We start from the raw sequence: 26,480 nt of genomic DNA on the forward strand, positions 1-26,480 counted from the left end.
CTCGAGACGTCTCTTCCCTCTCCGACTACCGTCGTGGGCGGGGGTCAGCTGTCCGGATCGACCTGGAATCGTCGGACCTCCTGGGGGCAGCGGCAGGCTGCGGCGATCCGCGCCGCCCATACTCTCGCGACATCTGCGTTCGGGACACTGAGAATGGTGTACCCGCCATGGGGTACTGGGCGGTCCGCGTAGAGGTCATCGAGGATGTGCCCGCTCTCGTCGACGCGGAAGGGCCGGAAGGACTCATCGATGCCTCCGCTCGCTACGAGGACACCTGCTGCTCTGGCCGCGGCGATCACACGGTGGGCGTCGTAAGCGATGGTGGGGAGCTCTTCTGCCGCGGCGGTCATCGCTTCGGTGGGGAACGAGATCAGGTACCTGCTCATGCGAGGCTCCGTCCTGGGGCGCTGCCGACGGGCGCGCCTTCGCTGTCGTCCAAGGTTCTGACGACGTCGGGCCGACGCAGCGCTCTCCGGTGAGCCTACTGTGAGCTCCTGCGAAACGTTGGCCTCGCTGGCGTCTCTCCACCCCGGGTTCCGAGACCGGGTCCGGGTCCGGGTCCGGGTTGGGCCCGGGCCAAGCGCTGGGGCTGGGTGAGGGGCTGGGTGCGGGTCCCAGGGTCTGGGAGCGAGCAGTGTCCGTCTGTCGTCGCTGGAACGGTCCCTCAACGGTGGTAGACGGACGCTCCCCCCCCCCCCCCCCGCACCCGCACCCGCACCCGGGGACGCGCACTGAACCCGTGGGCCGCGGGCGGGAGTCGCGGGTCGCGGAGGCGGGCGGGAAAAACGAGAAAGAGGGGTGAGGGAGGCGAGAAACGATCGACCCCATGGATCGATGCCTCTCAGCGACTCCTTCACCCCTCTTCTCGGTGAAGATGTCCGGCGGCGACCTACTCTCCCACACCCTCCCGAGTGCAGTACCATCGGCGCGATCGAGCTTAGCTACCGGGTTCGGAATGGAACCGGGCGTTTCCCCGACGCTATGACCGCCGTAACACGACGAGACCCTGGACCCCAAGACCACCCACCCGACACACGAGCAGGAGAACCCCAGGGATTGTTTCTCCAGAACCACACAGTGGACGCGAACACACGCAAACAACAACAAGTATGTTGATAAGTCATCAGCCATTAGTACCAGTCAGCTCCACACATTACTGCGCTTCCACATCTGGCCTATCAACCCAGTGGTCTACTGGGGGCCTCTCACACGTAAACGTGCACGGATATCTCATCTTGAAGCAGGCTTCCCGCTTAGATGCTTTCAGCGGTTATCCCTTCCCAACGTAGCCAACCAGCCATGCCCTTGGCAGAACAACTGGCACACCAGAGGTCAGTCCATCCCGGTCCTCTCGTACTAGGGACAGGTCTTCTCAAATATCCAACGCGCGCAGCGGATAGGGACCGAACTGTCTCACGACGTTCTAAACCCAGCTCGCGTACCGCTTTAATAGGCGAACAGCCTAACCCTTGGGACCAACTCCAGCCCCAGGATGCGACGAGCCGACATCGAGGTGCCAAACCATGCCGTCGATATGAGCTCTTGGGCAAGATCAGCCTGTTATCCCCGGGGTACCTTTTATCCGTTGAGCGACACCCATTCCACAATGAGGTGCCGGATCACTAGTTCCTGCTTTCGCACCTGCCCGACATGTCTGTCTCGCAGTCAAGCTCCCTTGTGCACTTACACTCAACACCTGATTGCCAACCAGGCTGAGGGAACCTTTGAGCGCCTCCGTTACTCTTTAGGAGGCAACCGCCCCAGTTAAACTACCCATCAGGCACTGTCCCTGATCCGGATCACGGACCGAGGTTAGGAATCCAGAACGACCAGAGTGGTATTTCAACAACGACTCCACATCCACTGGCGTGAACGCTTCCCAGTCTCCCACCTATCCTACACAAATCGTTCCGAACACCAATACCAAACTATAGTAAAGGTCCCGGGGTCTTTCCGTCCTGCTGCGCGTAACGAGCATCTTTACTCGTAATGCAATTTCGCCGAGTTCGCGGTTGAGACAGTGGAGAAGTCGTTACGCCATTCGTGCAGGTCGGAACTTACCCGACAAGGAATTTCGCTACCTTAGGATGGTTATAGTTACCACCGCCGTTTACTGGGGCTTAAATTCTCAGCTTTGCACCGAAGTGCTAACCAGTCCTCTTAACCTTCCAGCACCGGGCAGGCGTCAGTCCGTATACAGCGTCTTACGACTTCGCACGGACCTGTGTTTTTAGTAAACAGTCGCTTCTCCCTGGTCTCTGCGGCCCTCCCCGCTCTCACGGATCGGGCCCCCCTTCTCCCGAAGTTACGGGGGCATTTTGCCGAGTTCCTTAACCACGATTCTCTCGAACGCCTCGGTATTCTCTACCTGATCACCTGAGTCGGTTTAGGGTACGGGCGACCGTATTCGTCACGCCGGAACTTTTCTTGGCAGTACAGGATCACTCACCTACGCCCATACGGGATCCCCATCACGTCTCACCCACACGACCCCAGCATTACCCGGGATCGGGCTGCACGCTTAGACGGACTATTCCATTAAGTCCGCGGAAGCTACCTCTCTGCGTCATCCCACACGCTGACCTACTACATCCCTGGTTCCCAGCCTCACACACCACACCCACCCCGAAGGGCGAGCAGGCAGCTCGGGTGGTTAGCATCAGACGCCTCGGTATGGGTCCTCCTACGATCGGTTCGGGAATATCAACCCGATGTCCATCGACTACGCCTGTCGGCCTCGCCTTAGGTCCCGACTAACCCAGGGCGGATTAACCTAGCCCTGGAACCCTTGATCAATCGGCGGACGGGTTTCTCACCCGTCTTTCGCTACTCATGCCTGCATTCTCACTCGAACAGCCTCCACCACTGGGTTCCCCCGCGGCTTCGCTGGCTGCTCGACGCTCCCCTACCCATCCCGGCAAAACCGGAATGACACAGCTTCGGCGGTGTACTTGAGCCCCGCTACATTGTCGGCGCAGAATCACTTGACCAGTGAGCTATTACGCACTCTTTCAAGGGTGGCTGCTTCTAAGCCAACCTCCTGGTTGTCTCAGCAACTCCACATCCTTTTCCACTTAGCACACGCTTAGGGGCCTTAGCTGATGTTCTGGGCTGTTTCCCTCTCGACTATGAAGCTTATCCCCCACAGTCTCACTGCTGCGCTCTCACGTACCGGCATTCGGAGTTTGGCTAAGGTCAGTAACCCGGTGGGGCCCATCGCCTATCCAGTGCTCTACCTCCGGCACGAAACACGCAACGCTGCACCTAAATGCATTTCGGGGAGAACCAGCTATCACGAAGTTTGATTGGCCTTTCACCCCTATCCACAGGTCATCCCCTCCATTTTCAACTGAAGTGGGTTCGCGCCTCCACGCGGTCTTACCCGCGCTTCACACTGCCCATGGATAGATCACTTCGCTTCGGGTCTAGAGCCGGCGACTGAACGCCCCGTTCAGACTCGCTTTCGCTACGGCTACCCCACACGGGTTAACCTCGCCACCGACCACTAACTCGCAGGCTCATTCTTCAAAAGGCACGCCGTCACCCCAAAAGGCTCCGACGGATTGTAAGCACACGGTTTCAGGTACTATTTCACTCCCCTCCCGGGGTACTTTTCACCTTTCCCTCACGGTACTTGTCCGCTATCGGTCACAAGGGAGTATTCAGGCTTACCAGGTGGTCCTGGCAGATTCACACCGGATTTCACGGGCCCGGTGCTACTCGGGAACAGCAACAACGCCGCACGTCAGTTTCGTCTACGGGGGTCACACCCTCTACGCCGTCGCACTCACCACGACTTCGACTACCAACACACGTCCACGCCGACCCCCCGGCAGAGAGGTCACGCACTGCCCCACAACCCCCAGCCTGCAACCCCTGCCGGGTATCACACAGACCAGGTTTAGCCACCTCCGCTTTCGCTCGCCACTACTCACGGAATCACTATTTGTTTTCTCTTCCTGCAGGTACTGAGATGTTTCACTTCCCCGCGTTCCCTCCACACCACCTATACATTCAATGGCGGGTACCGCAACATGACTTGCGGTGGGTTTCCCCATTCGGATATCCTCGGATCACAGATCGGTTGTCATCTCCCCGAGGCTTATCGCAGACTCCCACGTCCTTCATCGGCTCCTTGTGCCCAGGCATCCACCGTGCGCCCTTAAAGACTTGGCAACACACAAAGACAAAAAATTGCTTACAAGATGCTCGCGTCCACTATGTAGTTCTCAAGAAACAACCCCACACCCACCAGCACACCACCACAGCGATGCCCCAGCGAGGGAGGACCAGCCACACACCCACCCCGAGCCCCTCCCCACAGGAAGAACCCCAGAACAGGCCGCGTGCAGCCTCACAACCCAATAGCGTGTCTCCACCTCGAACCAGCCCACGACCATCCGTTCCCACCCCACCAGGAGGCGTACTAGAACAATCACTGCGAACCAGCGAAGCGCCCATCCGTTGATGTTCCACCCATGAGCAACCATCCCCACCACACGCGGGCAGGCAGACGGCCACCATACTTGGTGATGCTCCTTAGAAAGGAGGTGATCCAGCCGCACCTTCCGGTACGGCTACCTTGTTACGACTTAGTCCCAATCACCGATCCCACCTTCGACAGCTCCCTCACGAGGATGGGCCACTGGCTTCGGGTGTTACCGACTTTCGTGACTTGACGGGCGGTGTGTACAAGGCCCGGGAACGTATTCACCGCAGCGTTGCTGATCTGCGATTACTAGCGACTCCGACTTCATGGGGTCGAGTTGCAGACCCCAATCCGAACTGAGACCGGCTTTTTGGGATTCGCTCCACCTCACAGTATCGCAACCCATTGTACCGGCCATTGTAGCATGCGTGAAGCCCAAGACATAAGGGGCATGATGATTTGACGTCGTCCCCACCTTCCTCCGAGTTGACCCCGGCAGTCTCCCATGAGTCCCCGCCATAACGCGCTGGCAACATGGAACGAGGGTTGCGCTCGTTGCGGGACTTAACCCAACATCTCACGACACGAGCTGACGACAACCATGCACCACCTGTGCACCAGCCCAAAGGAAGCCACATCTCTGCGACCGTCCGGTGCATGTCAAGCCTTGGTAAGGTTCTTCGCGTTGCATCGAATTAATCCGCATGCTCCGCCGCTTGTGCGGGCCCCCGTCAATTCCTTTGAGTTTTAGCCTTGCGGCCGTACTCCCCAGGCGGGGCACTTAATGCGTTAGCTACGGCGCGGAAAACGTGGAATGTTCCCCACACCTAGTGCCCAACGTTTACGGCATGGACTACCAGGGTATCTAATCCTGTTCGCTCCCCATGCTTTCGCTTCTCAGTGTCAGTAATGGCCCAGAGACCTGCCTTCGCCATCGGTGTTCTTCCTGATATCTGCGCATTTCACCGCTACACCAGGAGTTCCAGTCTCCCCTACCACACTCTAGCCTGCCCGTACCCACCGCACGCCCGAGGTTGAGCCTCGGGTTTTCACGGCAGACGCGACAAGCCACCTACAAGCTCTTTACGCCCAATAATTCCGGACAACGCTTGCGCCCTACGTATTACCGCGGCTGCTGGCACGTAGTTAGCCGGCGCTTCTTCTGCAGGTACCGTCACTTTCGCTTCTTCCCTACTGAAAGAGGTTTACAACCCGAAGGCCGTCATCCCTCACGCGGCGTCGCTGCATCAGGCTTTCGCCCATTGTGCAATATTCCCCACTGCTGCCTCCCGTAGGAGTCTGGGCCGTGTCTCAGTCCCAGTGTGGCCGGTCGCCCTCTCAGGCCGGCTACCCGTCATCGCCTTGGTGAGCCACTACCTCACCAACAAACTGATAGGCCGCGAGCCCATCCCCCACCGAAAAACTTTCCAACCACCACCATGCGGTGACAGTTCATATCCGGTATTAGCCCCGATTTCCCGAGGTTATCCCAGAGTGGGGGGCAGGTTACTCACGTGTTACTCGCCCGTTCGCCACTAATCAGGCAGTGCAAGCACCACCGTCATCGTTCGACTTGCATGTGTTAAGCACGCCGCCAGCGTTCGTCCTGAGCCAGGATCAAACTCTCCATGAAAACATGAAAAAATCCCGGCAAAAGAAACGAACAACCAGCTACTGCTGATCATCCGTAAATCTTGCCAATCAAAAATATTGGCATCAACAAACAGACACGCTATTGAGATATCAAGCAACACGCGCACTCGATGCTCCGAGCCGTTAAGCTCTTCGTTCCGAGGCAACCCCTAAACCTTAGGGGCCCGTTTCCCTCTCTGTCAACTCGACCCGGTGTGACCCGCGCCTCCGTTCACTTCGAAGAGAACCGAAGTACCTGGTGAGGAGTGGTTTTCCGGTTTTCCATCTCTGGTCTCCCGTTTCGCCGATCTCCTCGGCACGAGGGAAAACATTACGCAGACCGCTCCAGCACGTCAACTCGAGAAGCCCGTTTCCGGCGTGGCCTCGACCACACCCGGCAACAACGCTCCGTCACCGCAGGTCAGCGGAGTCTCGTTCGACATCTTCGGGCCCCGCCCCGATCCGGTCCTCGTTCAGCTGGTCTGCGCAGGTGCGCCGAGCTCTGATCTCTATGTCGCTCCCGATCCCTGCCTCGGCCCGGGCGGTGATCGCCGAGCTCCGTGCCATCAGCGTTCGAGAGGCCCGCGCCCCAGCACCGCACACCCCGCTCTGCTCTCGCTCCCCTCGTGGTGAGCAGTGGGTTCCGTGCTGGCAGGTTCTCCTCCGCCACCGCAGTCCGGATGGTTCCGGCAGCTCCAGATGGCGCCAGGAGCTGGTGCTGGCGCGGTCTGTTCACCGCCCGCCGGAGCACGGGCATGCTCCACGCGCCTGCGCCCTGGGTGAACCTGTGGTCGGCACCATCCTCTTCGCCGGGGAGCACGACTACGGTGGCGACCATGTGGCAGATGATGGATGTCCTGTACGGGCACAAGAAGCAGATGGTCTCCCGTGAGGATGCTCTGCCCGGTCGTGACACCTACTCCTATCCCCTGCGTCGTGAGCACCTGGTGCTCGGCACCGACATGCTGGGACCGGATGCTCCCACCGCGCCGAGCGCCTGGCCGGAAGGCTCCGAGGAGATCATCCTGGCGGGAGGCTGCTTCTGGGGCATCGAGAGGATCGCCTGGCAGATCCCGGGCGTGCACACGACCTCCGCCGGCTATGCCGGGGGCTTCACGCCGCATCCCACCTACGAGGAGGTGTTCTCAGCGCAGACCGGGCACACCGAGGCGGTGCGCGTGATCTACCTGGGTGGCGACAAGACCCTGCGGGCGCTGCTCACGGAGTTCTGGCAGCAGCATGATCCCACCACGGCGAACCGTCAGGGCAATGACGTGGGGACCGAGTATCGCAGCGCGGTCTACTGGACCGCTCCCGGCCAGGGCGACGTCGTCCGGGAGTCGAGGGCCGTCTACCAGAGGGCGCTCGACGCCGCCGGCCGCGGGACGATCACCACGGAGCTGTCTCCGCTGGCTGAGGCCGGGAACGGCGTGTACTACACGGCTGAGTCGGAGCATCAGCAGTACCTCGCCAAGAACCCGGGCGGCTACTGCAACCACGGCTTCAACGGAGTCGCCTGCTCGCTCGCCTGATCCGGTCGTCCCGCTCTTCCCGTCCTTCTCCTCTCTTCCCCGGCCGTCTCTTCCTTCCCCGGCCGTCTCTTCGTTCCCCTCCTGCCATCGATGCCTTCCGTCATCCCCGGCTTCCCTCTCGAGGGGCAAGAGGTCGGCCTGCCCGTCGGCCGAGCTCACGTGCATGCCATCGAGCCAGCAGCCGGTCCGGACCCAGCAGTCGGTCTGGTCTCTGCCGACGATGAGCTCCTGCTCGCCTACGAGGGGGCCGACGAGACCATCGGGGTCGCCCGTCTCGACATGGACTGGCCACGATGAGCCGCCCCTCCCGGGATCCTCACGCCTCCCGGGACCCTCACGAGTGCCGCTGCTCCTCAGGAGAGCGCGTGATCCTCAGGAGGACCGGTGATCCTCACGAGGGCTGGTCGCTCTCGACCACGAGCTCGAGATCCTCGACCGCGGGCAGCGGCACCTCGCCCTCGCCGAGCATGTCGTAGGCGCGCTCCATGAGGTCGCCGTCCTCAAGGGTGTCGTCGGCGAGCGCCACCATGAGCTGGGAGAGCCGGCCGTCGGTGATCAGCAGGCGCAGCTCGAATCCGATGCCCTCATGACGGAAGCGTCCGAGGACCGGCCAGGTCTGGTCGTGGGGGACGACGAGCCGCTCGGGAGCATCGACGGCGAGCTCGAGGTCGCTGGTCGGATACCCCGGGTCCACGCGCTCGGCGACGGCGAGCTGGGAGCGCAGCGCGGGCGCACCGGGCAGCCCGCCGCGTCCCGAGGGGTTCGCGAGCAGCGCGGCGATCAGCTCCCGCGCCTCGTCGGAGAGCTCCAGCCGCTCGGGCTCGTCATCGGCATCGGCGTCGTCGGGGTCGTCGTCCGCCGCCCAGGTCGGAGCCCAGTAGGCGAGCGCGGTGCCGGCGGCGCCGACCGCTGCGAGGAGCAGACGCGGATGCCGGACGCCGATCCTGCGCAGGCCGTCGACAGTGCGTCCGTCGAGGCCCTCGGAGACCTCGGCGAGCCCCATCGTCAGGCCTGCGGCGAGGACGCCGTCGGCCGTCGGGGAGGCCAGCGCCTGCCCGTCGCGTCCCAGATCCGCAGAGAGGAGCCCGCTGGCCGCGGCCATGCCGACCCGGTACCAGGCGCGCCGGCCCGGTGTGAGGCTGCGCGGCTCGATGAGGGACAGGGCGCCGACGGCGGCTGTCGCCGCGCCCGCGCGCACGAGCAGTCCCAGCGGCAGGGACCGCGAGCCGATCAGCACATGGGACCGCGAGCGGCCGTCCTGCGAGCCGGAGCCGGAGAGCAGGGCGGGAAGGGGGCCGGAGCCCGAGAAGGAGCGGGTGGAGAACGCCATGCTCGGAGCATATGGGCCCAGCCGTCCCGACAGATCCGACGATCGTCTCGCTCCGCCAGGGCGGCAGGACCCAGGTCCGACAGCGCAGCGGCGGAACAGCGCAGCGGCGGAACAGCGCAGCGGCGGATGACCCAGGGCACACGGGGGGTGCGGGATCCCGTGGGGTCCGTTACCTGGGGCGCTCCGCCCCTCCTCCGCAGGCGGCGCTCAGGTCTACGGTGACCACATGCTCGATCTCCTGGCGGACACCCCTCTGCTGACCCTGTTCGCCGTGGTCGCCCTAGGATCGGCGATCGGGGCGCTGAAGATCGGCCCGGTGCGCTTCGGCGCGGCGGGGGCCCTGTTCGTCGGCCTCGCCGTCGGCGCGCTCGACCCGCGGCTCGGCGAGGGCCTCGGAACCCTGCAGTCCCTGGGCCTGGCCCTGTTCGTGTACACGACGGGCCTCGCCGCCGGCTCCACCTTCTTCCACGACCTGCGGACCCAGACCCGCCTCATCATCGGGGCGACGCTCGCGCTGATCGCGACCGCGGTGCTGGGCGTGCTCGGCGGGGAGGCGCTCGGTCTGACGCCCGGCATGATCGGCGGCCTCTACGCCGGCATGTTCACCGCCACGCCCGCGCTGGACACCGCGACGACGGCGCTCGACGGATCGAGCGCCCCCGCCGTCGGCTTCGCGATCGCCTACCCCGTCGGCGTTCTCATCACCCTGGTGATGCTCTCCTCCGCCGTGAAGAGGCAGCTGCCCGGACGCAGCGACCCGCCGCCGGCGTCGGCCGCCGGTCTCCTCGACATCAGCGTCGAGGTCGAGAACCCGATGCGGGTGCGCCAGATCCCCGGGATCGCCGCCACCGCCGGGCGCAGCGGGCAGGTGCGCATGTCCTATCTGCTGCGCGACGGACGGATGCGGGTCGCGCTCCCGGAGGATCATCTCGAGAGAGGCGACCACCTGCTGCTGGTCGGCATCCCCGACGCCGTCCGCGAGGCCGCCCGGGCTCTCGGCCATCAGGCCCCGCAGCACCTCGTGCACGACCGCAGCGCCGTCGAGTTCCGCCGCTTCGTCGTCTCCGATCCGGCGATCGCCGGGCAGACCATCGCCCAGCAGCGGGTACCCGCGCGCGTGGGCGGCATGATCACCCGCGTACGACGCGGCGACCGCGAGCTCCTGGCCGTGCCCGACATGCCCCTCCAGCTCGGCGACCGCGTCGCCGTCGTCGTCCCCCGCGAACGGCTCGACGAGGTCAGGGCCCTGTTCGGCGACTCCGAGAAGCGGATCACCGAGGTAGACTGGATCAGCGTCGGACTCGGACTCGTGCTCGGCATCCTCGCCGGCCTGATCGCGATCCCGCTGGGCGCCGGGGCGGGCCTGTCCCTCGGGGTCGCCGCCGGCCCGCTGGTCGTCGGCCTGATCCTGGGGCGGCTCGGCCGCACCGGACCTCTCGTATGGACCCCGCCGAGCGCGGCTGCCCTGACCATCCGTCAGTTCGGCCTGGTCATCTTCCTCGCCACCGTGGGCCTGACCAGCGGCCAGGCCTTCGCCTCCACCGCCTTCAGCCGGACCGGGCTCACGGTCGCGGTGGTCTCCGCGGTCCTGACCGTGCTGAGCGTCGGCGCCGTGTGGCTGCTCGGTCGCGCCTCGGGCATGTCCACCGCCCGCACCGCCGGTGCCATGGCCGGCTTCATCGGGCAGCCGGTCCTGCTCGGGCATGTCACCGCCTCGATCGACGACGAGCGCGCCGAGTCCGGCTACTCCGCCCTGTTCACCCTCGGGATGATCGTCAAGATCATCGTCGTGCAGCTGATCGTGATGCTGTGAGGACCGCGGCCTGGTGACCGGCGCGCCCGCTACGCTCGCTCCGTGACGAACGCCGAGCCCGACGCCATCGACCGCGGCACCGCCGAGGCGGCGTCCGGCGCCGCCGGATCCGGGCCCGATGCCGCCGGATCCGGGCCCGATGCCGCCCCGCCGCCGGCTGACTGCGTGCAGGGCCGAGGGGCCCGCTCCCGCTTCCGTCTCCTGGTGCCGCTCGCGCTCGCCGCGGTCGGCGCGATCGCCTACGGGCTGCTCGGCTGGCAGCAGTGGCGCAACCTCGTCGCACCGTCCTGGGACCTGGGGATCTTCACCCAGCTCGCGAAGGCCTACGGCACCTTCTCCGCGCCGATCGTGCCGATCAAGGGCGACGACGTGAACCTGCTGGGCGATCATTTCCACCCGATCCTGGTGCTGCTGGCACCGGTGTGGTGGGTGTGGCCGTCGGGGCTGGCGCTGGTGTGGACGCAGGCCGTGCTGCTGGGGGCGTCGGCGATCCCGCTGGCACGGCTGGCGATCGACCGCCTGGGGCGGGCGATGGGCACGGTCGTCGGCGCCGGATACGTGCTCTCCTTCGGGCTGCAGGCCGCGGCCGACGTGCAGTTCCACGAGGTGGCCTTCGCGGTGCCGCTGCTCGCGCTGTCGCTGACGGCGCTCCTGCGCGACAGGGTCACGGCATCCGTCCTGTGGGCGATGCCGCTGGTCCTCGTCAAGGAGGATCTGGGGCTGACGGTCATGATGCTCGGCCTGGTGATCGTCCTGCGGCATCGCCGACGACGGGGTGCGGCGTCGGAATCGGAGCGGGACCGGGACGGCCGGCTCGCAGGGATCGGCCTGGCCTGCTGGGGCGTCGGATGGTTCCTGCTGTCGACCTTCGTGATCCTGCCCCTGCTGAACACCGCCGGCCAGTACGACTACACCGACAACCTCGGCTCGATCCTCGACGTCCTGCTGCCGGGGACCAAATGGGTGACCGCGCTGATGCTGATCGCGACCGCCGGCGTGATCGGTGCCCGCTCACCGCTGATCTGGCTGATGCTGCCCACGCTGGCCTGGCGCTTCACCGGCACCGTCGACTTCTACTGGGGCTGGACCTGGCACTACAGCGCGGTGCTGATGCCGATCGCGTGCGCGGCGCTGCTGGACGCCCTCGGCGACCGTCGGACGGGCCGCGCGACGAGCCTGCTGCGTCGGGACCGCCCCCGACCCACCCGCGCAGTCCGATGGACCGCCGCGATCGCCTCGGCCGCGACCGTCCTGACCGTCGGCGCGCAGATGCCCGTGCTGGACCTCGTCCGACCGGACCGGTGGGAGCTGACCTGGCGCGCCGAGCCTGCCCAGGAGGCCCTCGAGGCGATGCCCGACGGCACGGTCGCCGCCGTGGACATCACGCTGCTGGCCTACGCGGTGCCCGATCACGACGTCCAGTGGATGCATGGCCCGAACACCCGCGTGCCTGACTGCGCCCTGATCGACCAGTACGCCTTCTCCTGGGGCGACCGGCCCCCGCAGACCGCGTCGGACGCCGAGGCCTGGGCGAGCGAGCGCTGGGGCGCGGAGTACGGCACGGCCTACGACGAGGCAGGGTTCATCGTGGTGTGCCGCGACGGGGCCGCGGGCGACGCCTAGGCGACGGCGCAGCCCGGCCGACGGCGCGCAGACGCCGCGTCCGCAGACGCGGCGACCGAGGCCGTCAGGCGGGCATGGGGAACCCGGAGCGCAGCACGATCGAGCGGTCGACGAAGCGCACCCCGGGGACCTGCTCACCCAGCTCCTCGAGGACGGCGGGGACGTCGTCGATCGTGCGCAGCCGCAGGCAGACGGCGATGTCGAACCTCCCGTGGACGGAGGCGGCGAAGCGCAGCGGATGCCGCGCATGCAGCACGGAGAGCGCTGAGCCGACCCGTCCGGGGGCCGCCTTGCCGAAGAGCCAGACGATCACGCGCCCGCGCGAGAACCCCGGGGCCAGCCGCACCCGGAACTGCACGATCCCGTCGTCCACGAGCGCCCCCACGGCGACCCGCATGGCCCGCACTCCCGGCAGCTCCACGAGCCGGTCGACGACGAGGTCGGAGATCTCCTCGGCATCGGTCGCACCGGCCACGACGACGAGGTCGCGCGCTCCCGTGGTGACGTCGACCGAGAGGACCGGCGCCTGCTCCTGCAGCTGCGCGGTGATCCTCTGCAGCGCCGAGGGCGCGCACTCGACCTCGATGACGGCGACGACGGCGGCGGCCCGCGGCCCGGGCTCGACCGCGATCCGGGCGAGCCCCTGCTCCGACAGCCTCCTCCAGCGCCGCGCGAGCGTTCCCGCGTCGGCGCTCAGGATGCTCGCGAGCGCGCTCCAGCTCGTCCGCGGGCGCATCGCCAGCGCGTCGATCAGCGCACGATCGACGGAATCCCCTTCGGAATCTCGCACTCCTCGACCCTCCTCGTTCGGATCCTCGCATCGGAAACCGACGGGAAACACCGCATTCCTAGCCTTGCCGAACCCGTCCTGACCAGCACAGGATCACCGTGAACAGCAGGAGCACCACCCGAGGCGCCGCCGGGCGGCGGCGCGGCGCCGTCGGGTTCCTCGTCGTGATGGAACTGTCCAGCGGGGTCCTCCAGGGATGGTTCACCCCGCTCCTGGAGGCGATCGGCACCCGCTGGCACGTCGACACCGCCCAGCTGAACTGGGTGACCGACATGTACATGCTGATGACGGTCGTCTTCGTGCCTATCATCGGCCGGCTCGGCGATGCGTACGGGCACAAGCGGATGCTGGCGATCACGGCGGTCGCCGTGACCGCGGGCTCCGTCGTCGTCGCCAGCGCCCCCAGCTACGAGCTCTTCCTGCTGGGGCGCACCCTGCAGGCGCCGCTGGCGGCGTTCCTCCCCCTCGAGTTCGCGATCGTGCGCGAGCGCCAGCCCGAGAAGGCCGGTCGCAGCATCGGCCTGCTGATCTCGGCGCTCACCTTCGGAGCGGCCGTCGGCGTCCACCACGCGCGATCCCTGCGCGGAGTCGATGACGAGGGGATCCAGGAACGCCTGAGCGGACCAGGAGTGGAACACGTACCGGCGGTCGTCCTCGGAGGTACGACGGCCGGAGGGGGACTGGGGGATCGGCATCGGACACCTTTCATCTGCGTCTGCTGCATCGACCGTGCGCGCCCAACTGGTCGGCATCCAGAGCCAGGCGCGCGCGGGATGACCGGTCCAGAGGACACATGCGCGACACATGTCCGGGAGCGATCCGCTGGGCCCCTCGGATGCCGCGGATCTGGATCTTCTGCCCGCGCTCCGCGCCGACGCACAGTGGGGCCACCCGCACCGGAAGGACTCCCCTCATGACCTCGCCCGCCGTCACCGCCACCGCCGTCTCCGCCGCGCCCGCCTTCGTCACCGGAGCGAGCAGCGGCATCGGCCGCGCCACCGCCCTCCGGCTCGCCGAGGCGGGCTATGCCGTCGTCGTCGGCGCCCGACGCACGGACCGCCTGGCCGAGCTCGCGCAGCATCCGAGCATCGAGGCCTTCCCCCTCGACGTGACCGACCAGGACTCCGTCGACGCCTTCGTCGCCCACGTGGAGCGCTGCGACGTGCTGGTCAACAATGCCGGCGGTGCGATCGGCACGGACCCGATCGCCTCGTCGGACCTGGACGCCTGGCAGGCGATGTACGACGTCAACGTGCTGGGCGTCCTGCGCGTGACGAAGGCGCTGCTGCCGCAGCTGATCGCCTCGGGCGACGGCCAGGTGGTGACGATCGGCTCGATCGCGGCGCGCGAGCCCTACCGCGGGGGGCGGCGGCTTCAACGCCGCCAAGCATGCGGTGGCTGCGCTGACCCGCGTGCTGCGGAACGAGCTGCTCGGCCAGCCCGTGCGCGTCAGCGAGATCGACCCCGGGCTCGTCGAGACCGAGTTCAGCGTCAACCGCTTCGCGGGCGACGCCGACGCCGCGGCCCGGGTGTACGAGGGGATGACGCCGCTGTCGGCCGAGGACATCGCCGACGCCGTGACCTGGGTCGTCGAGCGTCCCGCGCACGTGAACATCGACAGCATGCTGATCCTCGCCCGGGACCAGACCTCGGCGCAGGTCGTGCACCGCGAGGTCGCCTGAGCCTCCCGGCCCCTCCCCCGCATCCTCGGCCCCTCTCCCCGCGTCCTCCGTCCCACATCCGCCCGCGGATGCCGGTCCCAGGAGGCGCGGGGAGTATCGTTCGGCCCGGTGCGCACAGGGGCCGGAGGGTCTCCTCCGTCCGGACGGGCACCTCTACGACGGAAGGATCCGACCGTGACTTCACCCCGCGTGAGCGTGCAGGAGGCGTGGAATGCCCTCGCCCAGGGCAACCAGCGATTCATCGAGGGGAGTCTGGACCATCCCCAGCAGAGCGCGGCCCGTCGCAGCGAGCTCACCGGATACCAGGCCCCGAACGCCGCCTTCCTGGGCTGCGCGGACTCCCGCGTCGCCGCGGAGATCCTCTTCGACTGCGGTCTGGGCGACCTGTTCGTGGCCCGCAACATCGGCCAGATCGCCAATGAGAACACGGTCGCGACCATGGAGTACGCGGTCGCGGAGCTCGGCGTCGCCGTGATCGTCGTGCTCGCCCACGGCTCCTGCGGCGCGGTCGCCGCCGCCATCGACCAGACCAGCGCGAACCCCAGCGCCGTCACCCCCGCGATCAAGAAGGAGCTGGAGCACATCCAGCCCGCGGTGCAGCGCGAATGGCTGGCTTCCCACCAGGACACCCCCTATGTGGATCCCACACAGATCGACGCCGACGCCGTCGGCCGCCGGCACCTGGACGAGACGATCCATGCCCTCATGCGCTCCTCGCGGGTGATCAGCGACGCCGTCGCCGCAGGAGACCTCGGCATCGTCGGATGCCAGTACCAGCTGGAAGAGGGACGCGTCCTCCCGATCACCGCCGTCGGGCAGCTGACCATCGACGCCTGACCCGCTCCGCGACCCCGGGTCGCGCGGCCGGCCGCGCTGCGGGCTCAGCGGTGCTGGGCCCGCAGGCTGATCGCCGTCAGCCCCACCCCCGCGGCCGCGAGCAGCACCAGCATCGCCGTCCAGGCCACGGCGCCCGCCGCACCGGCCGCGCCGGCGAGGACCGAGACGCCCCCGCCCACGAGGTACTGGGCGGTGCCGAGGAGCGCGGCGGCCTGGCCGGCACCGCCGTCGGCCGCATCCATGGCGCTGCCCATGGCCGCGGGCTCCGCCATCCCGAAGCCGAGGGCGAGCACGATCAGCGCCGCGAGGAACAGCCCGAAGCCGCCTCCGGCCAGCGCCACCACCAGGGCTCCGACCGCGCCGCACCCGGCGAGGACGGCGCCGGCGAGGCCGAGCCGCAGCGTTGCGACGCGCGAGGCGAGCCGGTGCACGGCGAGGGTGGAGAGCATCATCGCCACCCCGGCGGCGCCGAAGGCGAGGCCGAACTGCCGAGCGTCGAGTCCGAATCCGCCCTGGTAGACGTAGGACGCGCCGCCGATGTAGGCGAACAGCAGGGCGAGCATCGAGATCAGCGCAGCCCCGGGCGCGAGGAACCGCGGGGTCCGCAGGAGCCCGGCGAAGGCGGAGGCGACGGCTCGCGGCCGCAGCGGGGAGCGGCGCTCGGGGACCAGCGTCTCGGGCAGACGGGCCAGGGCGAGCAGCAGCAGGACGGTCCCCAGCAGCGCCAGCACCCAGAACACGGCGCGCCAGCCGAGAGCCGCGTCGACGACCCCTCCGAGGGTCGGTGCGATCACGGGCGCGATGCCGGAGATGCCCAGCAGCAGCGCGTACAGACGGGTGGCCGCATCGCCGACGGCCACATCGCGCACGGTGCTGTTCGCGACGACGACGGCGAGGGCGCCGCCCGCTCCCTGCAGCACACGGGCGACCAGCAGGAGGGTGATGCCGAGCGCGAGCGCCGCGAGCACGGAACCGGTCACGAACAGCGCGAGCCCGAGGATCAGGGGCCGACGACGCCCGACCGCGTCGGAGACGGCTCCGCCGACGAGCTGCCCGATGCCCAGCATGAGCATGAAGAGCGTCAGCGTCAGCTGCGAGATCCCCACGGGCACGCCGAAGACCTCCCGGATCTCCGGCAGCGACGCGAGATACATGTCGATCCCGAGCGACGGGAGCGCGACGGCCCCGATCAGCACGGACATCAGTGCGACCATCGACGCCCGTCCCGGCACGCGCGCCGACGCAGAGGGCATCGCAGGGACCGCCGTCGGAGGCACTGCCGTCGGCTCGACCGCCGTCGTCACCATCGGCATCGCGGAGACCAACGCGGGCTTCTCGGCGCCGGCCGCGTCGGTCCACACGGGACCATCCACCTGGATGCTCATGACCTGGACTTTCTCTCGCAGTCGCCGCGAGGGGAGGACGATGAGACCGGAGCGTCCGCCCGGAGGCGGGCCGAACGCCCCGGAGCGGACTACGACGAGTTTGGACGGTCGTCCAAGACAAGGAGGCGGGTGTGTCCGAGAGAGCACAGCAGAGCCGTGCCGTCGAGCGCCGTGCGGCGATCCTGGAGGCGGCGCGGGAGCTGCTGCACGCGGAGGGGATGCAGGCGGTGTCGCATCGCAGGGTCGCCGAGGTCGCCGGTGTCCCCTCGAGCTCCGTCGGCTACTACTTCTCCACCCGCGAGGATCTGCTCGTGCGATGCCTCGAGGCCGACGAGGAGGTGCGCGCCCAGGCCACCCGCGAGGCCCTCGAGGGCGCGCACCCGGGCCTGGCCCCCGCCGAGATCGGGGCGCGCGTCATCCGCACGATCTGGGGGGACACTCCCGAGGGCATCGTCGGCCGCGTCGGCGCGGCGCTCGACGGGGTGCGCGAGAGCCCGCTGCTGCACGAGCGCATGCGCTCATCCCGCCCCGGCATGGACGAGGACCTGCGCACCCTGCTGATCGCCTGCGGATATCCGGCCGCTCACGCACCGCTCGTGCTGCATGTCGCCAACGGCTCGATCGTCAGCTCCGGGGTCGAGGGCTATGCCGACCAGGCCTTCGACTGCGCCGCGGCCGACGTCGGCGAGCTGCTCACCGCGCTGGGGCGATGACCGCCGCGGCGCATCGGCCGGGGCGCGTCAGCCGGGGAGCGTCAGTCCCGGAGCAGGACGGCCCGCCAGCCCGCCTCGCGCGCACCGCTGACATGCCGGGCGGAGTCGTCGAGGAAGGCCACCGCCGAGCGCGGGATGCTCCGCCCGAGGACCTGCTGGATGCGGGCGTGCGCGGCATCGTAGGCCTCGGCGTCGGGCTTCGCGGCGCCGAGCTCGGCCGAGTTCAGCAGACGGTCCCCGGAGCCATCGGGCCGGAGCATCCTGTCCAGGCCGAATCCGCGCAGCTCCTCGCGCACCCGGTCGGTGCCGTTGGTGAAGACGAAGACCTCCCGACCCGCGCGCCGAGCGTCCTCGAGCACGCCGAGCACGCCGCGATCGAGCGCGGGAGCGCTGTCGAGCCAGGTCCTGAGCGCCTCGTGCGCCGTGTCGGGGTCGATGCCGTCGGCCTCGAGATCCTCGAGGATCCGCTGCCGCCACTGCGCATGGGTGGCACGCCCGCGGACCACCTCCCCCAGCAGCGGGCTGCGCAGGATCGCTCGATAGGCGGTGTCCGTCGGCCGGCCGAGGTGCGCATCCAGACGCTCCCACAGATGCTCGTCGAAGCGGCGGAGCACGCCGTCGAGGTCGCTGACGACCACCTGCATCGTCGGGTCCAGCACGAGCGCGCGGAACGCCTCGAGCGACGGTCTCGGCGAGTCGCCGCAGTCCTCCGACGGGCCGGCGCCCTCGCTTCCGCTGTCCATGCACCCACCCTAGGCAGGCTGTCCCCAGCACGCATCCGCTCCTCCCCCTCCTGCTCCGGGATCCGCTACGCTCGTCGGCGGACACGGGGTGCCCCGCCGGGGCTGAGAACACACCCGAGGAACCTGATCGAGTCAATGCTCGCGGAGGAATGTCATGGAAGAACTGCGCTCGGAAGGCCTGCGCTCGGAGGAGCCGCCCGCTCCCCGGACTCGTCCGGAGGACCCCGGCAGCGCCTCCACCGCCACCGGCTCCACCTTCACCGCCCGTCTCCGGCAGGGCTCCGGCCCCACCTGGGACCTCGCCGTCGGCCACCGCTTCGTGCGGGAGCTGCACACCGGCGAGGTCCCCGATGACGTCATGGCCGGCTATCTGGTCCAGGACCATCGGTTCCTGGACAGCTTCCTCATGCTGATCGGCGCCGGGATCGCAGCGGCCGACACCCCGACCGCCCGCCTGCGCCTCGCACAGTTCGCGGGAGAGGTCGCCGGAGACGAGAACACCTACTTCCTGCGGGCCCTCGACGCTCTCGGCGTCGACGAGCAGCGGCGTGCGACCATCCCCGATTCGGAGGCCACCTCGGGCTTCCTGGACCTGTTCCGCGAGGCCGCCGCCTCCCGCGACTATGCGGTCGTGCTCGCGGTCCTGCTCGTGACCGAATGGCTCTACCTCGACTGGGCGCAGGCCGCCCCGCATCCGCTCCCGGAGAGCTTCGTGCACGCCGAGTGGATCGGGCTGCACGACAATCCCGGCTTCCGCGGGTTCGTCGCCTTCCTCCGCTCGGAGCTCGATCGCGCGGGTGCAGACCTCGAGAGGGACGATCGCGACGGGACTGATCCCGACGGGACTGATCGGCTCGCCGCCGTGCACGGGGCCTTCTCCCGCGCGGTCGACCTCGAGCTGCGCTTCTTCGACTCCGCCTACGCGGACGCGCGCCTCGCCCCGGCCGCGCGAGACCTCGAGGAGGCGCGCCGATGACCCTGTTCGAGCACCTGCGCGCCGAGACCGCCGACGACTGGGACGCCTACACCCGCCACGACTTCGTCGAGCAGCTGGGAGAAGGCACGCTGCCGCTCCCGGCGTTCCAGGACTATCTCGTCCAGGACTATCTGTTCCTCATCCAGTTCGCCCGCGCCTACGCCCTGGCCGCATACAAGGCGCGCAGCCTGGACGACATCCGTCAGGCCTCGTACGCGCTCTCGGGCGTCCTCACCGAGACCTCCCTGCATGCTCGTCTGACCGCGTCATGGGGCATATCCCCCGCCGAGCTCGAGGCGACCGATGAGCGCATGGGGACCGTCGCCTACACCCGTTTCGTCCTGGACTGCGGCGCCTCCGGCGATCTCCTGGACCTCCATGTCGCCCTCGCACCGTGCGCGATCGGCTACGCGGAGATCGGGACCCGCCTCGCTCCGCGCCTCGAGGGACGGCCCGAGCACGCCTACGGCGACTGGATCGCGGAGTACGCGGGCGAGGACTTCCAGGCCTCGGCCCGTGCGGCCATCGCCCGCCTCGACGAGCTCGCAGGCATCGGCCCCGCAGGCATCGGCTCCGCAGCAGCGGGCCCGGCACCAGCGGGCCCGACATATGCGCAGGTCGGGGCTGGCGACCGCACCTCAGCCGGTGCCCTCGCCACCGCTGCGAACCCCGTCGAGGCGCTCACGGATCGTCGCCTGGCTGAGCTCACGCGAATCTTCCGCACCGCCACGCGCCTCGAGGCGGCCTTCTGGCAGCAGGCGCTCGACGCCGTCTGACCTGCCTGCGTCGCCGGGCCGCTGCGTGGTCAGTCGCGGGTCTGGGAGGGATCGCCGATCCAGCCGACGACCAGGGGCGTCAGGGTCGAGGTCTCGATGGCGAGGTAGAGGAAGGGGACGTCGAGGTCGAGGGTGCGGGGCTCGCCGATGTCCGCGGCGCCCTCCTCCATCATCACGGCGGTCGCAGCGGCGGCCTCCATGCCGTGCTCGTCCACGGTGATGACGGCCTTCTGCAGGACCTCGGTGATCTGGAGATCCGCAGCACCGGTGATGCCGGAGAAGTCGGCGGCGTCCCCGAGGGCGTCCGTCATGCCGAGGTCGCTCAGCAGATCGACGAGGGATGCCGACCAGTCGATGTCGAAGGCGGGCAGGGCGACCTGGACCGGCTCGCCCTGCTCGCCCATCGCCGTCAGGAGAGCGTCGAGGACGGACTCGCCGTCGGCGCCGCCCGAGCCGTCGGGGGCCCAGGCGTCGAGGATGTCGGACAGGGTCCCCGTCGGGCGGACCAGCACGAGGCCGAGGTCGCCGCCGTAGGTGGTCAGCATCGTGGCCTGGGCGAGGTCGTCCTCGTACCAGCTGGTGGTGTCGGCCCCGAGCATGGGGACGTCGACAGCGGGGCCGTCGGAGCGGGTGAAGGACCGGTCCCCGAGCACGGTGAGAGTCTTGGTCCATGCGGCCTGGAGGTGGAGGGCGTTGATGAGCGCGAGGCGCGTGGATGCGCTGAGGGCGTCGGCGGGGACGAGCTCGGGGATGAGGCCGTCCGTCTGCTCGTCGACGAACGCGTTCATGTCCTCGCGGGCGGACTCTCGCTCGGAGTCCTCGGTGAAGTCGGCGGTGTGCAGGCCGACGTCGAGGTACCGGGCCAGGTCGTCGAGGTAGTCGGATTCGACGTCGAGACCGTCCTGGATCCAGGCCGCGTCGGCGAGGACGGCGGAGGCCGGATCGGGCATGTCCTCGGCGTCGTCCTCCTCCGCGGCATCCCGCTCGGCCTGACCGACCTCGACGAGCACCTGCTTCAGCGTCGCGGCCGCCTGCGCGAGGGTGGTCATGTCACCGCCGAGGACGTCCTCCATCTGCGCGAGGGTGTCGCCCGCGGCACCGAGACCGGCCATGGTCAGGGCGATCTGAGCGGAGATCGGTGAGCAGACGACGTTGGTCTCGGCACGGTCGACGGCGCCGAGCATGCGTGCGGTGAAGGGCGTCATGCGACCGGCGATGGTGCCGGGCGCCTGGGGCTCCTCGGGGGTGACGTCGGAGCGGAGATCCTCCGGCACCACCGGCAGGTCGTCGTCGGCGGTGCATCCGGCGATCAGGGCCGACGACGCCAGCAGCGCGGGCGGGAGCGCGAGCAGATCTCGGCGAGGGAGGCGCCCCCGGCGTGCGCCACGCTCGGAGGACCCGGTCGGGCGCTGGGTCCCGGGCTGCGGCGCGGATCCTGAGCTCGCCGAGGACGCGGGCCGGTCGGGTCGGGAGGGCTGCGCGGATCTCATGGTGGGCGTCATCGTCCGATCAAACCACGGACGGCGCCTCTCCTCATCCTCTCCTCGCGGGATGGGGACGGACCGGGTCGTCGCGATCAGAGCCGCCAGGCATGCCGGGCGGCTGGCCGCCCCCGGTACGGTGAGCGGATGGACGCTGAGCATCCCGTGCATGTGCGCGATCGGTCCGCTGACGGAGCGGCCGACGGGTCGGCCGACCAGCACCTGGTCGCAGAGCTGCAGGGCCTGCTGGATGCCGAGGACGGCTTCGAGGCGATGGCGGCACGGATGGCGCTGCTCGCGGATCCGCGCCGGCTGCGGATCCTGTTCTGCATCCACGCGCACCCGGGCGTGCGCTCCACGGACATCGCCCGGGCCGTCGGAGCGAAGGAGTCCACCACCTCCCACGCCCTCGCCCTGCTGCGCGACGCCGGCTGGGTGCGTGCCGAGCGCTCAGGACGCGAGGTCCGCTACGAGCTGGCCGACCCCGCGGTGCACGGGCTCCTGCACGACATGGGGTCCGACCACCTGCCGGGCGTGCACCACGGCGACGACCCCGGGCACTGACCCGACAGCTCGACCCGACTGGCGACCCGGCAGCACGGCAACCGACAGCACAGCGACGCAGCCCACCCCTGATACTTGTACGCTTCTGCAAGCATCCTCGGGGCCCGGCCCTGACCTTCCGGAAGGGGCCGGCGTGAGCACATCCACCGCACCATCGCTCGAAGCGTCACAGCCCGACACGCAGCTGTCCGATGCACCGCGCTCGACCGATGCGCTGCGCCCTGTCGGGCCGCGCGGTCGCCACGACGATCCGCTGGGGGTCCGCGCCCGCGCCCGTTCCTCGCGAGCGATCGTGCTGGCCCTCGCGGTGGCCACCGGTGCCAGCGCGCTGCTGTGCATCGGCATCGGACCGGTCCGCATCCCCCCGGCGACCGTCCTACAGGTGCTCCTCGACCACCTGGCGCCTTGGACTGAGCACGCCGGTGCGGTCGATGCCGCGACCGACTCGATCGTCTGGGCCGTGCGGGTCCCCCGGGTGATGCTGGGGGCGGCCGTCGGCGCCTGCCTCGCGGTCTGCGGGGCGACCCTGCAGGCGATGGTGCGCAACATGCTGGCCGACCCCTACATCCTGGGCGTCTCCGGGGGTGCGTCGACCGGCGCCGCGGGCGCGATCCTGTTCGGCGTCGGCGCGGCCCTCGGGGATGCCGCGCAGTCCGTGCTGGCCTTCGCGGGCGCTCTCGCTGCTGCGCTCCTGGTGTTCGTCATCGCCCGCACCAACGGGCAGGTCACGTCGCTGCGACTGCTGCTGTCCGGGGTCGCGGTCGGCTATGCGCTGTCGGCGATGACGAGCCTGATGATCTTCTCCTCGGACTCCGCCGAGGGATCCCGGTCGGTGATGTTCTGGATGCTGGGGTCGCTGTCGCTCGCGCGATGGAACACGTTCCTGTGGATCGCGGTGGCCGCCGCGGTCCTCGGCACCGTGGTCCTCGTGCTCTGGGGGCGAGTGCTGGATGCGCTCGGCTCGGGCGACGAGACCGCGCACGGCCTGGGCATCTCCCCGGATCGGGCACGCATCGCCTTCCTGGTGATCTGCTCCCTGTGCACGGCGGCCGCGGTGGCCGCCGCCGGCTCCATCGGCTTCGTCGGCCTGGTGATCCCCCATCTGGCGCGGCGCCTGGTCGGCGCCGGCCACCGGATGCTGATCCCCGCCTGCGCCCTGCTCGGTGCGCTGTTCCTGCTGTGGGCCGACGTCGTCGCCCGGGTCGTCATGGAGCCGCGCGAGCTGCCGATCGGCGTGCTGACCGCGGCCGTCGGCGCCCCGTTCCTCCTGATCCTGGTCCGGCGCCTGCATGCGCGGCAGGAATGAGCCGTCGCGTCCTCAGCGCTCTGCCCGTCGCCCGCCCGATCCCCTCGAGGAGTCCCCTGTGCCCCGTTCCCGCCGTCACGTCCGGGCATCCGTCCAGGCATCCATCCGGGCATCCGTCCGGGTGCCCGCCCAGGGCCCCATCCCGACGTCGGACAGAGCCTCCGCTCCGGGCCGCCGCAGCTTCACCCGGGCCGCCCTCGCGAGCCTCGTCGGCGTCGTCGGCCTGGCCGGTGCCACCGGCTGCGGCTCCTCGGCCGGCACGACAGGAGGGCAGGGCGCGTCGTCGGCCGGGTCGTCGGACGGCTTCCCCGTCACGCTCGCGAACTGCGAGGCGGAGCTGGTCTTCGAGTCGGCGCCCGAGCGGGTGGTGCTCCTGGAGTCGGCACCGGTGACGATCCTCGACGGGATCGGGGTGCTGGATCGCGTCGTCGCCCGTGCGGGCTCCTTCCCGGGCGACTACTACTCGGCGGACCTCGCGGCCCGAGTGGAGGCGATCCCGACCCTCTCGGACGACATCGACGCCTCCGGTCATCTGCAGATCTCGCAGGAGTCGGTCATCGCCCAGCAGCCCGATCTCGTGCTCGGCCTCCCCGACGGGATCACCCGCGAGGCGATGCGCGATGCGGGCGCAGAGATCCTCGTGCAGGACATCTACTGCGGTGATGCGGAGGGTCGCGCCTCCTTCGACACGCTCCATCGGGCGATCGGCGAGTACGGCTCCATCTTCGGCATGGTCGAGGAGGCCGACGCCCTCAGCACGAGCCTGCGCGAGCGCGTCGACGCGGTCGCACAGTCCGGGGCAGGGTCGGAGGCGGGGGTGAGCACCGCGGCGGCGCTGTACCCCTCGGTCGGCGGCGGACCCCTCTACACCTACGGGGCGGGCTCGATGGTCACCGCGCAGCTGGACGCGCTGGGGATCGAGAACGCGTTCGCGGACACGGCCGATCGGGTCTTCGAGATCAGCGCCGAGCCCCTCCTCGCCGCGGACCCCGACGTGCTCATCGTCCTCTTCCAGGGGGACGGCGACGGATCCGACGTCGTCGAGGAGATGATCGGCGCCGATCAGCTGCAGAGTCTGCGGGCTGTCCGCGAGGGCGCCGTCCTGCCGCTCCTGTTCAACTTCTGCGAGCCTGCATCGCCCCTGGTCGTCGACGGGCTGGAGAGGATCAGCACATGGCTCGGGGAGCTCACCCCATGACACCGGTGCTGCGTGCCCGGGGTCTGCGGCACTCCTTCGGCTCGGGGGCGCGGTCCCTCACCGTGCTGGACGGAGCGGACCTGTCGGTCGGGGCCGGAGAGGTGGTCGGTCTCGTCGGTCCCAACGGCAGCGGGAAGACGACGGCGCTGCGGATCCTGTCGCGGGCGCTGGTGCCCGACGAGGGGACGGTCGCGCTGGACGGTCGCGACCTGGGCTCGTACACGGGACGCGAGCGGGCGCGCCTGATCGCCGTGATGGCGCAGGAGAGCCCGGGCGATGTGCCGCTCACGGTCGCGGACACGGTGCTGCTGGGGCGGGTGCCGCATCGCGGGGTGCTGGGGTCGACGACCGATGCGGACCTGGCCATCGCCGCCGAGGCGCTCGAGCAGGTCGGCGCCCTGCACCTGGCGCGCAAGGAGCTCGGGCTGCTCTCCGGCGGCGAGCGCCAGCGCGTGCTCGCCGCCCGCTCGTTCGCCCAGCGTCCGCGGGTGCTGCTCATGGACGAGCCGACGAACCACCTCGACATCGGTGCCCAGCATCAGCTCCTCCAGCTCGTGCGCAGCCACGGTGCGGCCACCGTGGTGGTCCTGCATGACCTGAACCTCGCGGCCCGCTGCTGCGACCGGGTGGTCATGCTCGAGCACGGCAGGGTCCTGGCCGACGGCCCGCCCGAGGAGATCCTCACCGAGGAGCTCGTCGGCGAGGTCTACGGGGTCCGCGCGGAGCGCCGGACGGCCGACGACGGGACGATGCAGCTCCTCTTCCGCCACCCCTCCCCCGATGCCCACCGCACCGCCCTCGCCGAGGAGATCTCTCATGCCCGCTGATCAGCGCACCGTCCCCGCAGGCGTCGTCGACTCCGACGGCGCGCCGGACATGCAGGGGCGGATCACCTCCTACTGGGACCGCTACGCCGCCGACTACGACGCCCACCAGCGTCACCGTCTCGCCCTCGACGGCGAGCGCGAGGCCTGGTCACGGGTGTGGAGCACGGTCCTCCCGCCTGCTCCGGCCCGGGTGCTCGATGCGGGCACCGGGAGCGGCAACGTCGCCCTGCAGGTCGCGCAGCTCGGTCATGAGGTGACCGGGATCGACCTCTCCGAGGGGATGCTCGCCGAGGCCCGGGCGAAGGCGCCGTCGGAGGACCGGCGACCGTCGGCCGACGACGGCCCCGCCGACCCGGCCGAGAGCCGACCGCCGACGTTCCTGCGCGGGGACGCCGTGGATCCGCCCTTCCCCGCCGGATCGTTCGACGCGATCGTCTCCCGCTATCTGCTGTGGACCCTGCGCGATGCCGCGGACGCCTTCGCCCGTCTGCCCCTCGGACGCGCGGGCGTCGAGCGGATCCTGGTGGTGCTCGCGGCGGCCGGTCTCGAGGAGGTGCGCGCGGATCCGCTCCCGGAGATCCTCGCCCTCGACCGCGCCCACGGCGTCGCGCCCGGGCACGCGCCGCAGATGCAGTACCGCTTCACCGGCTGCCGCCCCCTGTGACCTCCACGCAGCCCTCACGAACCCTGCCGCGGTGAGGCGGGGAATAAACCCGTGGCGCGCCCCGTTGCGGGGTGATAGCGTCTCCGACGGTCCACGACGGAGACAGCCGTCGGACGGGCGAGCGCCCCAGCGCCGCCCCGACCCGAGCGATCGGCAGCACCCCGGTCCGCCATGGAGGC

At 69.1% G+C, this 26,480-nt stretch carries 20 protein-coding genes, 3 rRNA genes, 1 pseudogene and 1 riboswitch; of the genes and pseudogenes, 15 read left to right on the forward strand and 9 right to left on the reverse strand.

The window, feature by feature from the left end:
* Positions 1-44: 44 nt before the first annotated feature.
* From ACZ5AJ_RS11945 to ACZ5AJ_RS11960, 4 genes are all read right to left on the reverse strand, one after another.
* Entirely contained in the window at positions 45-386 is a 342-nt protein-coding gene (locus ACZ5AJ_RS11945; protein ID WP_464134922.1) for a YciI family protein, read from the reverse strand.
* A 490-nt stretch (positions 387-876) separates the two neighbouring features.
* Positions 877-993, reverse strand: a 5S ribosomal RNA gene (gene rrf, locus ACZ5AJ_RS11950).
* A 118-nt stretch (positions 994-1,111) separates the two neighbouring features.
* Positions 1,112-4,176, reverse strand: a 23S ribosomal RNA gene (locus tag ACZ5AJ_RS11955).
* 367 nt (positions 4,177-4,543) lie between these two features.
* A 16S ribosomal RNA gene (locus tag ACZ5AJ_RS11960) occupies positions 4,544-6,062 on the reverse strand.
* The 16S, 23S and 5S rRNA genes sit together here, the layout of an rRNA operon.
* Before the next feature lie 844 nt (positions 6,063-6,906).
* Here ACZ5AJ_RS11960 and msrA point away from each other — a divergent pair.
* Together msrA and ACZ5AJ_RS11970 are read left to right on the forward strand one after the other, a co-directional pair.
* Entirely contained in the window at positions 6,907-7,593 is a 687-nt protein-coding gene (msrA, locus tag ACZ5AJ_RS11965) for a peptide-methionine (S)-S-oxide reductase MsrA (protein ID WP_464134925.1), read from the forward strand.
* 90 nt (positions 7,594-7,683) lie between these two features.
* Positions 7,684-7,890: a hypothetical protein gene (locus ACZ5AJ_RS11970; protein WP_464134930.1), complete on the forward strand. Its 207-nt coding sequence runs from the start codon at positions 7,684-7,686 to the stop codon at positions 7,888-7,890.
* A 94-nt stretch (positions 7,891-7,984) separates the two neighbouring features.
* On the opposite strand, the gene ACZ5AJ_RS11975 is transcribed toward ACZ5AJ_RS11970, so the two are convergent.
* On the reverse strand, positions 7,985-8,923 hold the full coding sequence (locus ACZ5AJ_RS11975; RefSeq protein ID WP_464134932.1) for a hypothetical protein: 939 nt from the start codon (positions 8,921-8,923) through the stop codon (positions 7,985-7,987).
* 226 nt (positions 8,924-9,149) lie between these two features.
* Between ACZ5AJ_RS11975 and ACZ5AJ_RS11980 the strand changes: the two genes are divergently transcribed.
* Both ACZ5AJ_RS11980 and ACZ5AJ_RS11985 read left to right on the forward strand, forming a co-directional pair.
* Entirely contained in the window at positions 9,150-10,736 is a 1,587-nt protein-coding gene (locus ACZ5AJ_RS11980) for an aspartate:alanine exchanger family transporter (protein ID WP_464134936.1), read from the forward strand.
* A 42-nt stretch (positions 10,737-10,778) separates the two neighbouring features.
* Positions 10,779-12,359 carry a DUF2079 domain-containing protein gene (locus tag ACZ5AJ_RS11985; RefSeq protein ID WP_464134939.1) on the forward strand — a complete coding sequence of 527 codons (1,581 nt, stop codon included), beginning with the start codon at positions 10,779-10,781 and terminating at the stop codon, positions 12,357-12,359.
* 64 nt (positions 12,360-12,423) lie between these two features.
* Here the strand turns inward: ACZ5AJ_RS11985 and ACZ5AJ_RS11990 are convergent, their stop codons facing one another.
* The gene (locus ACZ5AJ_RS11990) at positions 12,424-13,149 is read right to left on the reverse strand and encodes an Lrp/AsnC family transcriptional regulator (protein WP_464134942.1); all 726 of its coding nucleotides are present in this window, start codon (positions 13,147-13,149) and stop codon (positions 12,424-12,426) included.
* Positions 13,150-13,247: 98 nt separating this feature from the next.
* On the opposite strand from ACZ5AJ_RS11990, the gene ACZ5AJ_RS11995 reads away from it, so the two are divergent.
* From ACZ5AJ_RS11995 to ACZ5AJ_RS12005, 3 genes and pseudogenes are all read left to right on the forward strand, one after another.
* A complete protein-coding gene (locus tag ACZ5AJ_RS11995; RefSeq protein WP_464134945.1) occupies positions 13,248-14,066 on the forward strand; it encodes an MFS transporter in 819 nt (272 codons plus the stop codon).
* Positions 14,063-14,831: pseudogene (locus ACZ5AJ_RS12000) on the forward strand (SDR family NAD(P)-dependent oxidoreductase). Before ACZ5AJ_RS11995 ends, ACZ5AJ_RS12000 begins: the two are co-directional and overlap by 4 nt.
* Positions 14,832-15,005: 174 nt before the next feature.
* On the forward strand, positions 15,006-15,668 hold the full coding sequence (locus tag ACZ5AJ_RS12005) for a carbonic anhydrase (RefSeq protein WP_464134947.1): 663 nt from the start codon (positions 15,006-15,008) through the stop codon (positions 15,666-15,668).
* A gap of 44 nt (positions 15,669-15,712) precedes the next feature.
* Here ACZ5AJ_RS12005 and ACZ5AJ_RS12010 read toward each other — a convergent pair whose 3' ends face one another.
* Complete coding sequence (locus ACZ5AJ_RS12010; RefSeq protein WP_464134951.1) at positions 15,713-17,053, reverse strand: Bcr/CflA family efflux MFS transporter; 1,341 nt, start codon at positions 17,051-17,053, stop codon at positions 15,713-15,715.
* A gap of 131 nt (positions 17,054-17,184) precedes the next feature.
* On the opposite strand from ACZ5AJ_RS12010, the gene ACZ5AJ_RS12015 reads away from it, so the two are divergent.
* Positions 17,185-17,766: a TetR/AcrR family transcriptional regulator gene (locus tag ACZ5AJ_RS12015; RefSeq protein ID WP_464134954.1), complete on the forward strand. Its 582-nt coding sequence runs from the start codon at positions 17,185-17,187 to the stop codon at positions 17,764-17,766.
* A gap of 41 nt (positions 17,767-17,807) precedes the next feature.
* Here ACZ5AJ_RS12015 and ACZ5AJ_RS12020 read toward each other — a convergent pair whose 3' ends face one another.
* Positions 17,808-18,509, reverse strand: a complete 702-nt coding sequence (locus ACZ5AJ_RS12020; RefSeq protein ID WP_464134957.1) for an HAD family hydrolase — start codon at positions 18,507-18,509, stop codon at positions 17,808-17,810.
* 74 nt (positions 18,510-18,583) lie between these two features.
* Positions 18,584-18,676: riboswitch (TPP riboswitch) on the forward strand.
* Here ACZ5AJ_RS12020 and ACZ5AJ_RS12025 point away from each other — a divergent pair.
* Together ACZ5AJ_RS12025 and ACZ5AJ_RS12030 are read left to right on the forward strand one after the other, a co-directional pair.
* Positions 18,664-19,485 (forward strand): TenA family protein, encoded by an 822-nt coding sequence (locus tag ACZ5AJ_RS12025; RefSeq protein WP_464134961.1) that lies wholly within the window; start codon positions 18,664-18,666, stop codon positions 19,483-19,485. (Overlaps the previous riboswitch by 13 nt.)
* Positions 19,482-20,261 (forward strand): TenA family protein, encoded by a 780-nt coding sequence (locus ACZ5AJ_RS12030; RefSeq protein WP_464134964.1) that lies wholly within the window; start codon positions 19,482-19,484, stop codon positions 20,259-20,261. The genes ACZ5AJ_RS12025 and ACZ5AJ_RS12030 overlap by 4 nt, the downstream gene beginning before the upstream one ends.
* 29 nt (positions 20,262-20,290) lie before the next feature.
* Here ACZ5AJ_RS12030 and ACZ5AJ_RS12035 read toward each other — a convergent pair whose 3' ends face one another.
* Complete coding sequence (locus ACZ5AJ_RS12035) at positions 20,291-21,751, reverse strand: serpin family protein (protein WP_464134967.1); 1,461 nt, start codon at positions 21,749-21,751, stop codon at positions 20,291-20,293.
* A 138-nt stretch (positions 21,752-21,889) separates the two neighbouring features.
* Between ACZ5AJ_RS12035 and ACZ5AJ_RS12040 the strand changes: the two genes are divergently transcribed.
* The 5 genes from ACZ5AJ_RS12040 to ACZ5AJ_RS12060 all read left to right on the forward strand — a co-directional run bounded on the left by ACZ5AJ_RS12040 (position 21,890) and on the right by ACZ5AJ_RS12060 (position 26,301).
* Entirely contained in the window at positions 21,890-22,306 is a 417-nt protein-coding gene (locus ACZ5AJ_RS12040; RefSeq protein ID WP_464134970.1) for an ArsR/SmtB family transcription factor, read from the forward strand.
* A 133-nt stretch (positions 22,307-22,439) separates the two neighbouring features.
* Positions 22,440-23,612: a FecCD family ABC transporter permease gene (locus ACZ5AJ_RS12045; protein ID WP_464134972.1), complete on the forward strand. Its 1,173-nt coding sequence runs from the start codon at positions 22,440-22,442 to the stop codon at positions 23,610-23,612.
* 58 nt (positions 23,613-23,670) lie between these two features.
* Complete coding sequence (locus ACZ5AJ_RS12050; RefSeq protein ID WP_464134975.1) at positions 23,671-24,810, forward strand: ABC transporter substrate-binding protein; 1,140 nt, start codon at positions 23,671-23,673, stop codon at positions 24,808-24,810.
* On the forward strand, positions 24,807-25,637 hold the full coding sequence (locus tag ACZ5AJ_RS12055; RefSeq protein ID WP_464134979.1) for an ABC transporter ATP-binding protein: 831 nt from the start codon (positions 24,807-24,809) through the stop codon (positions 25,635-25,637). The genes ACZ5AJ_RS12050 and ACZ5AJ_RS12055 overlap by 4 nt, the downstream gene beginning before the upstream one ends.
* A complete protein-coding gene (locus tag ACZ5AJ_RS12060) occupies positions 25,627-26,301 on the forward strand; it encodes a class I SAM-dependent methyltransferase (protein ID WP_464134981.1) in 675 nt (224 codons plus the stop codon). Before ACZ5AJ_RS12055 ends, ACZ5AJ_RS12060 begins: the two co-directional genes overlap by 11 nt.
* Positions 26,302-26,480 lie beyond the last annotated feature (179 nt).

Source organism: Brachybacterium zhongshanense (assembly GCF_055385755.1).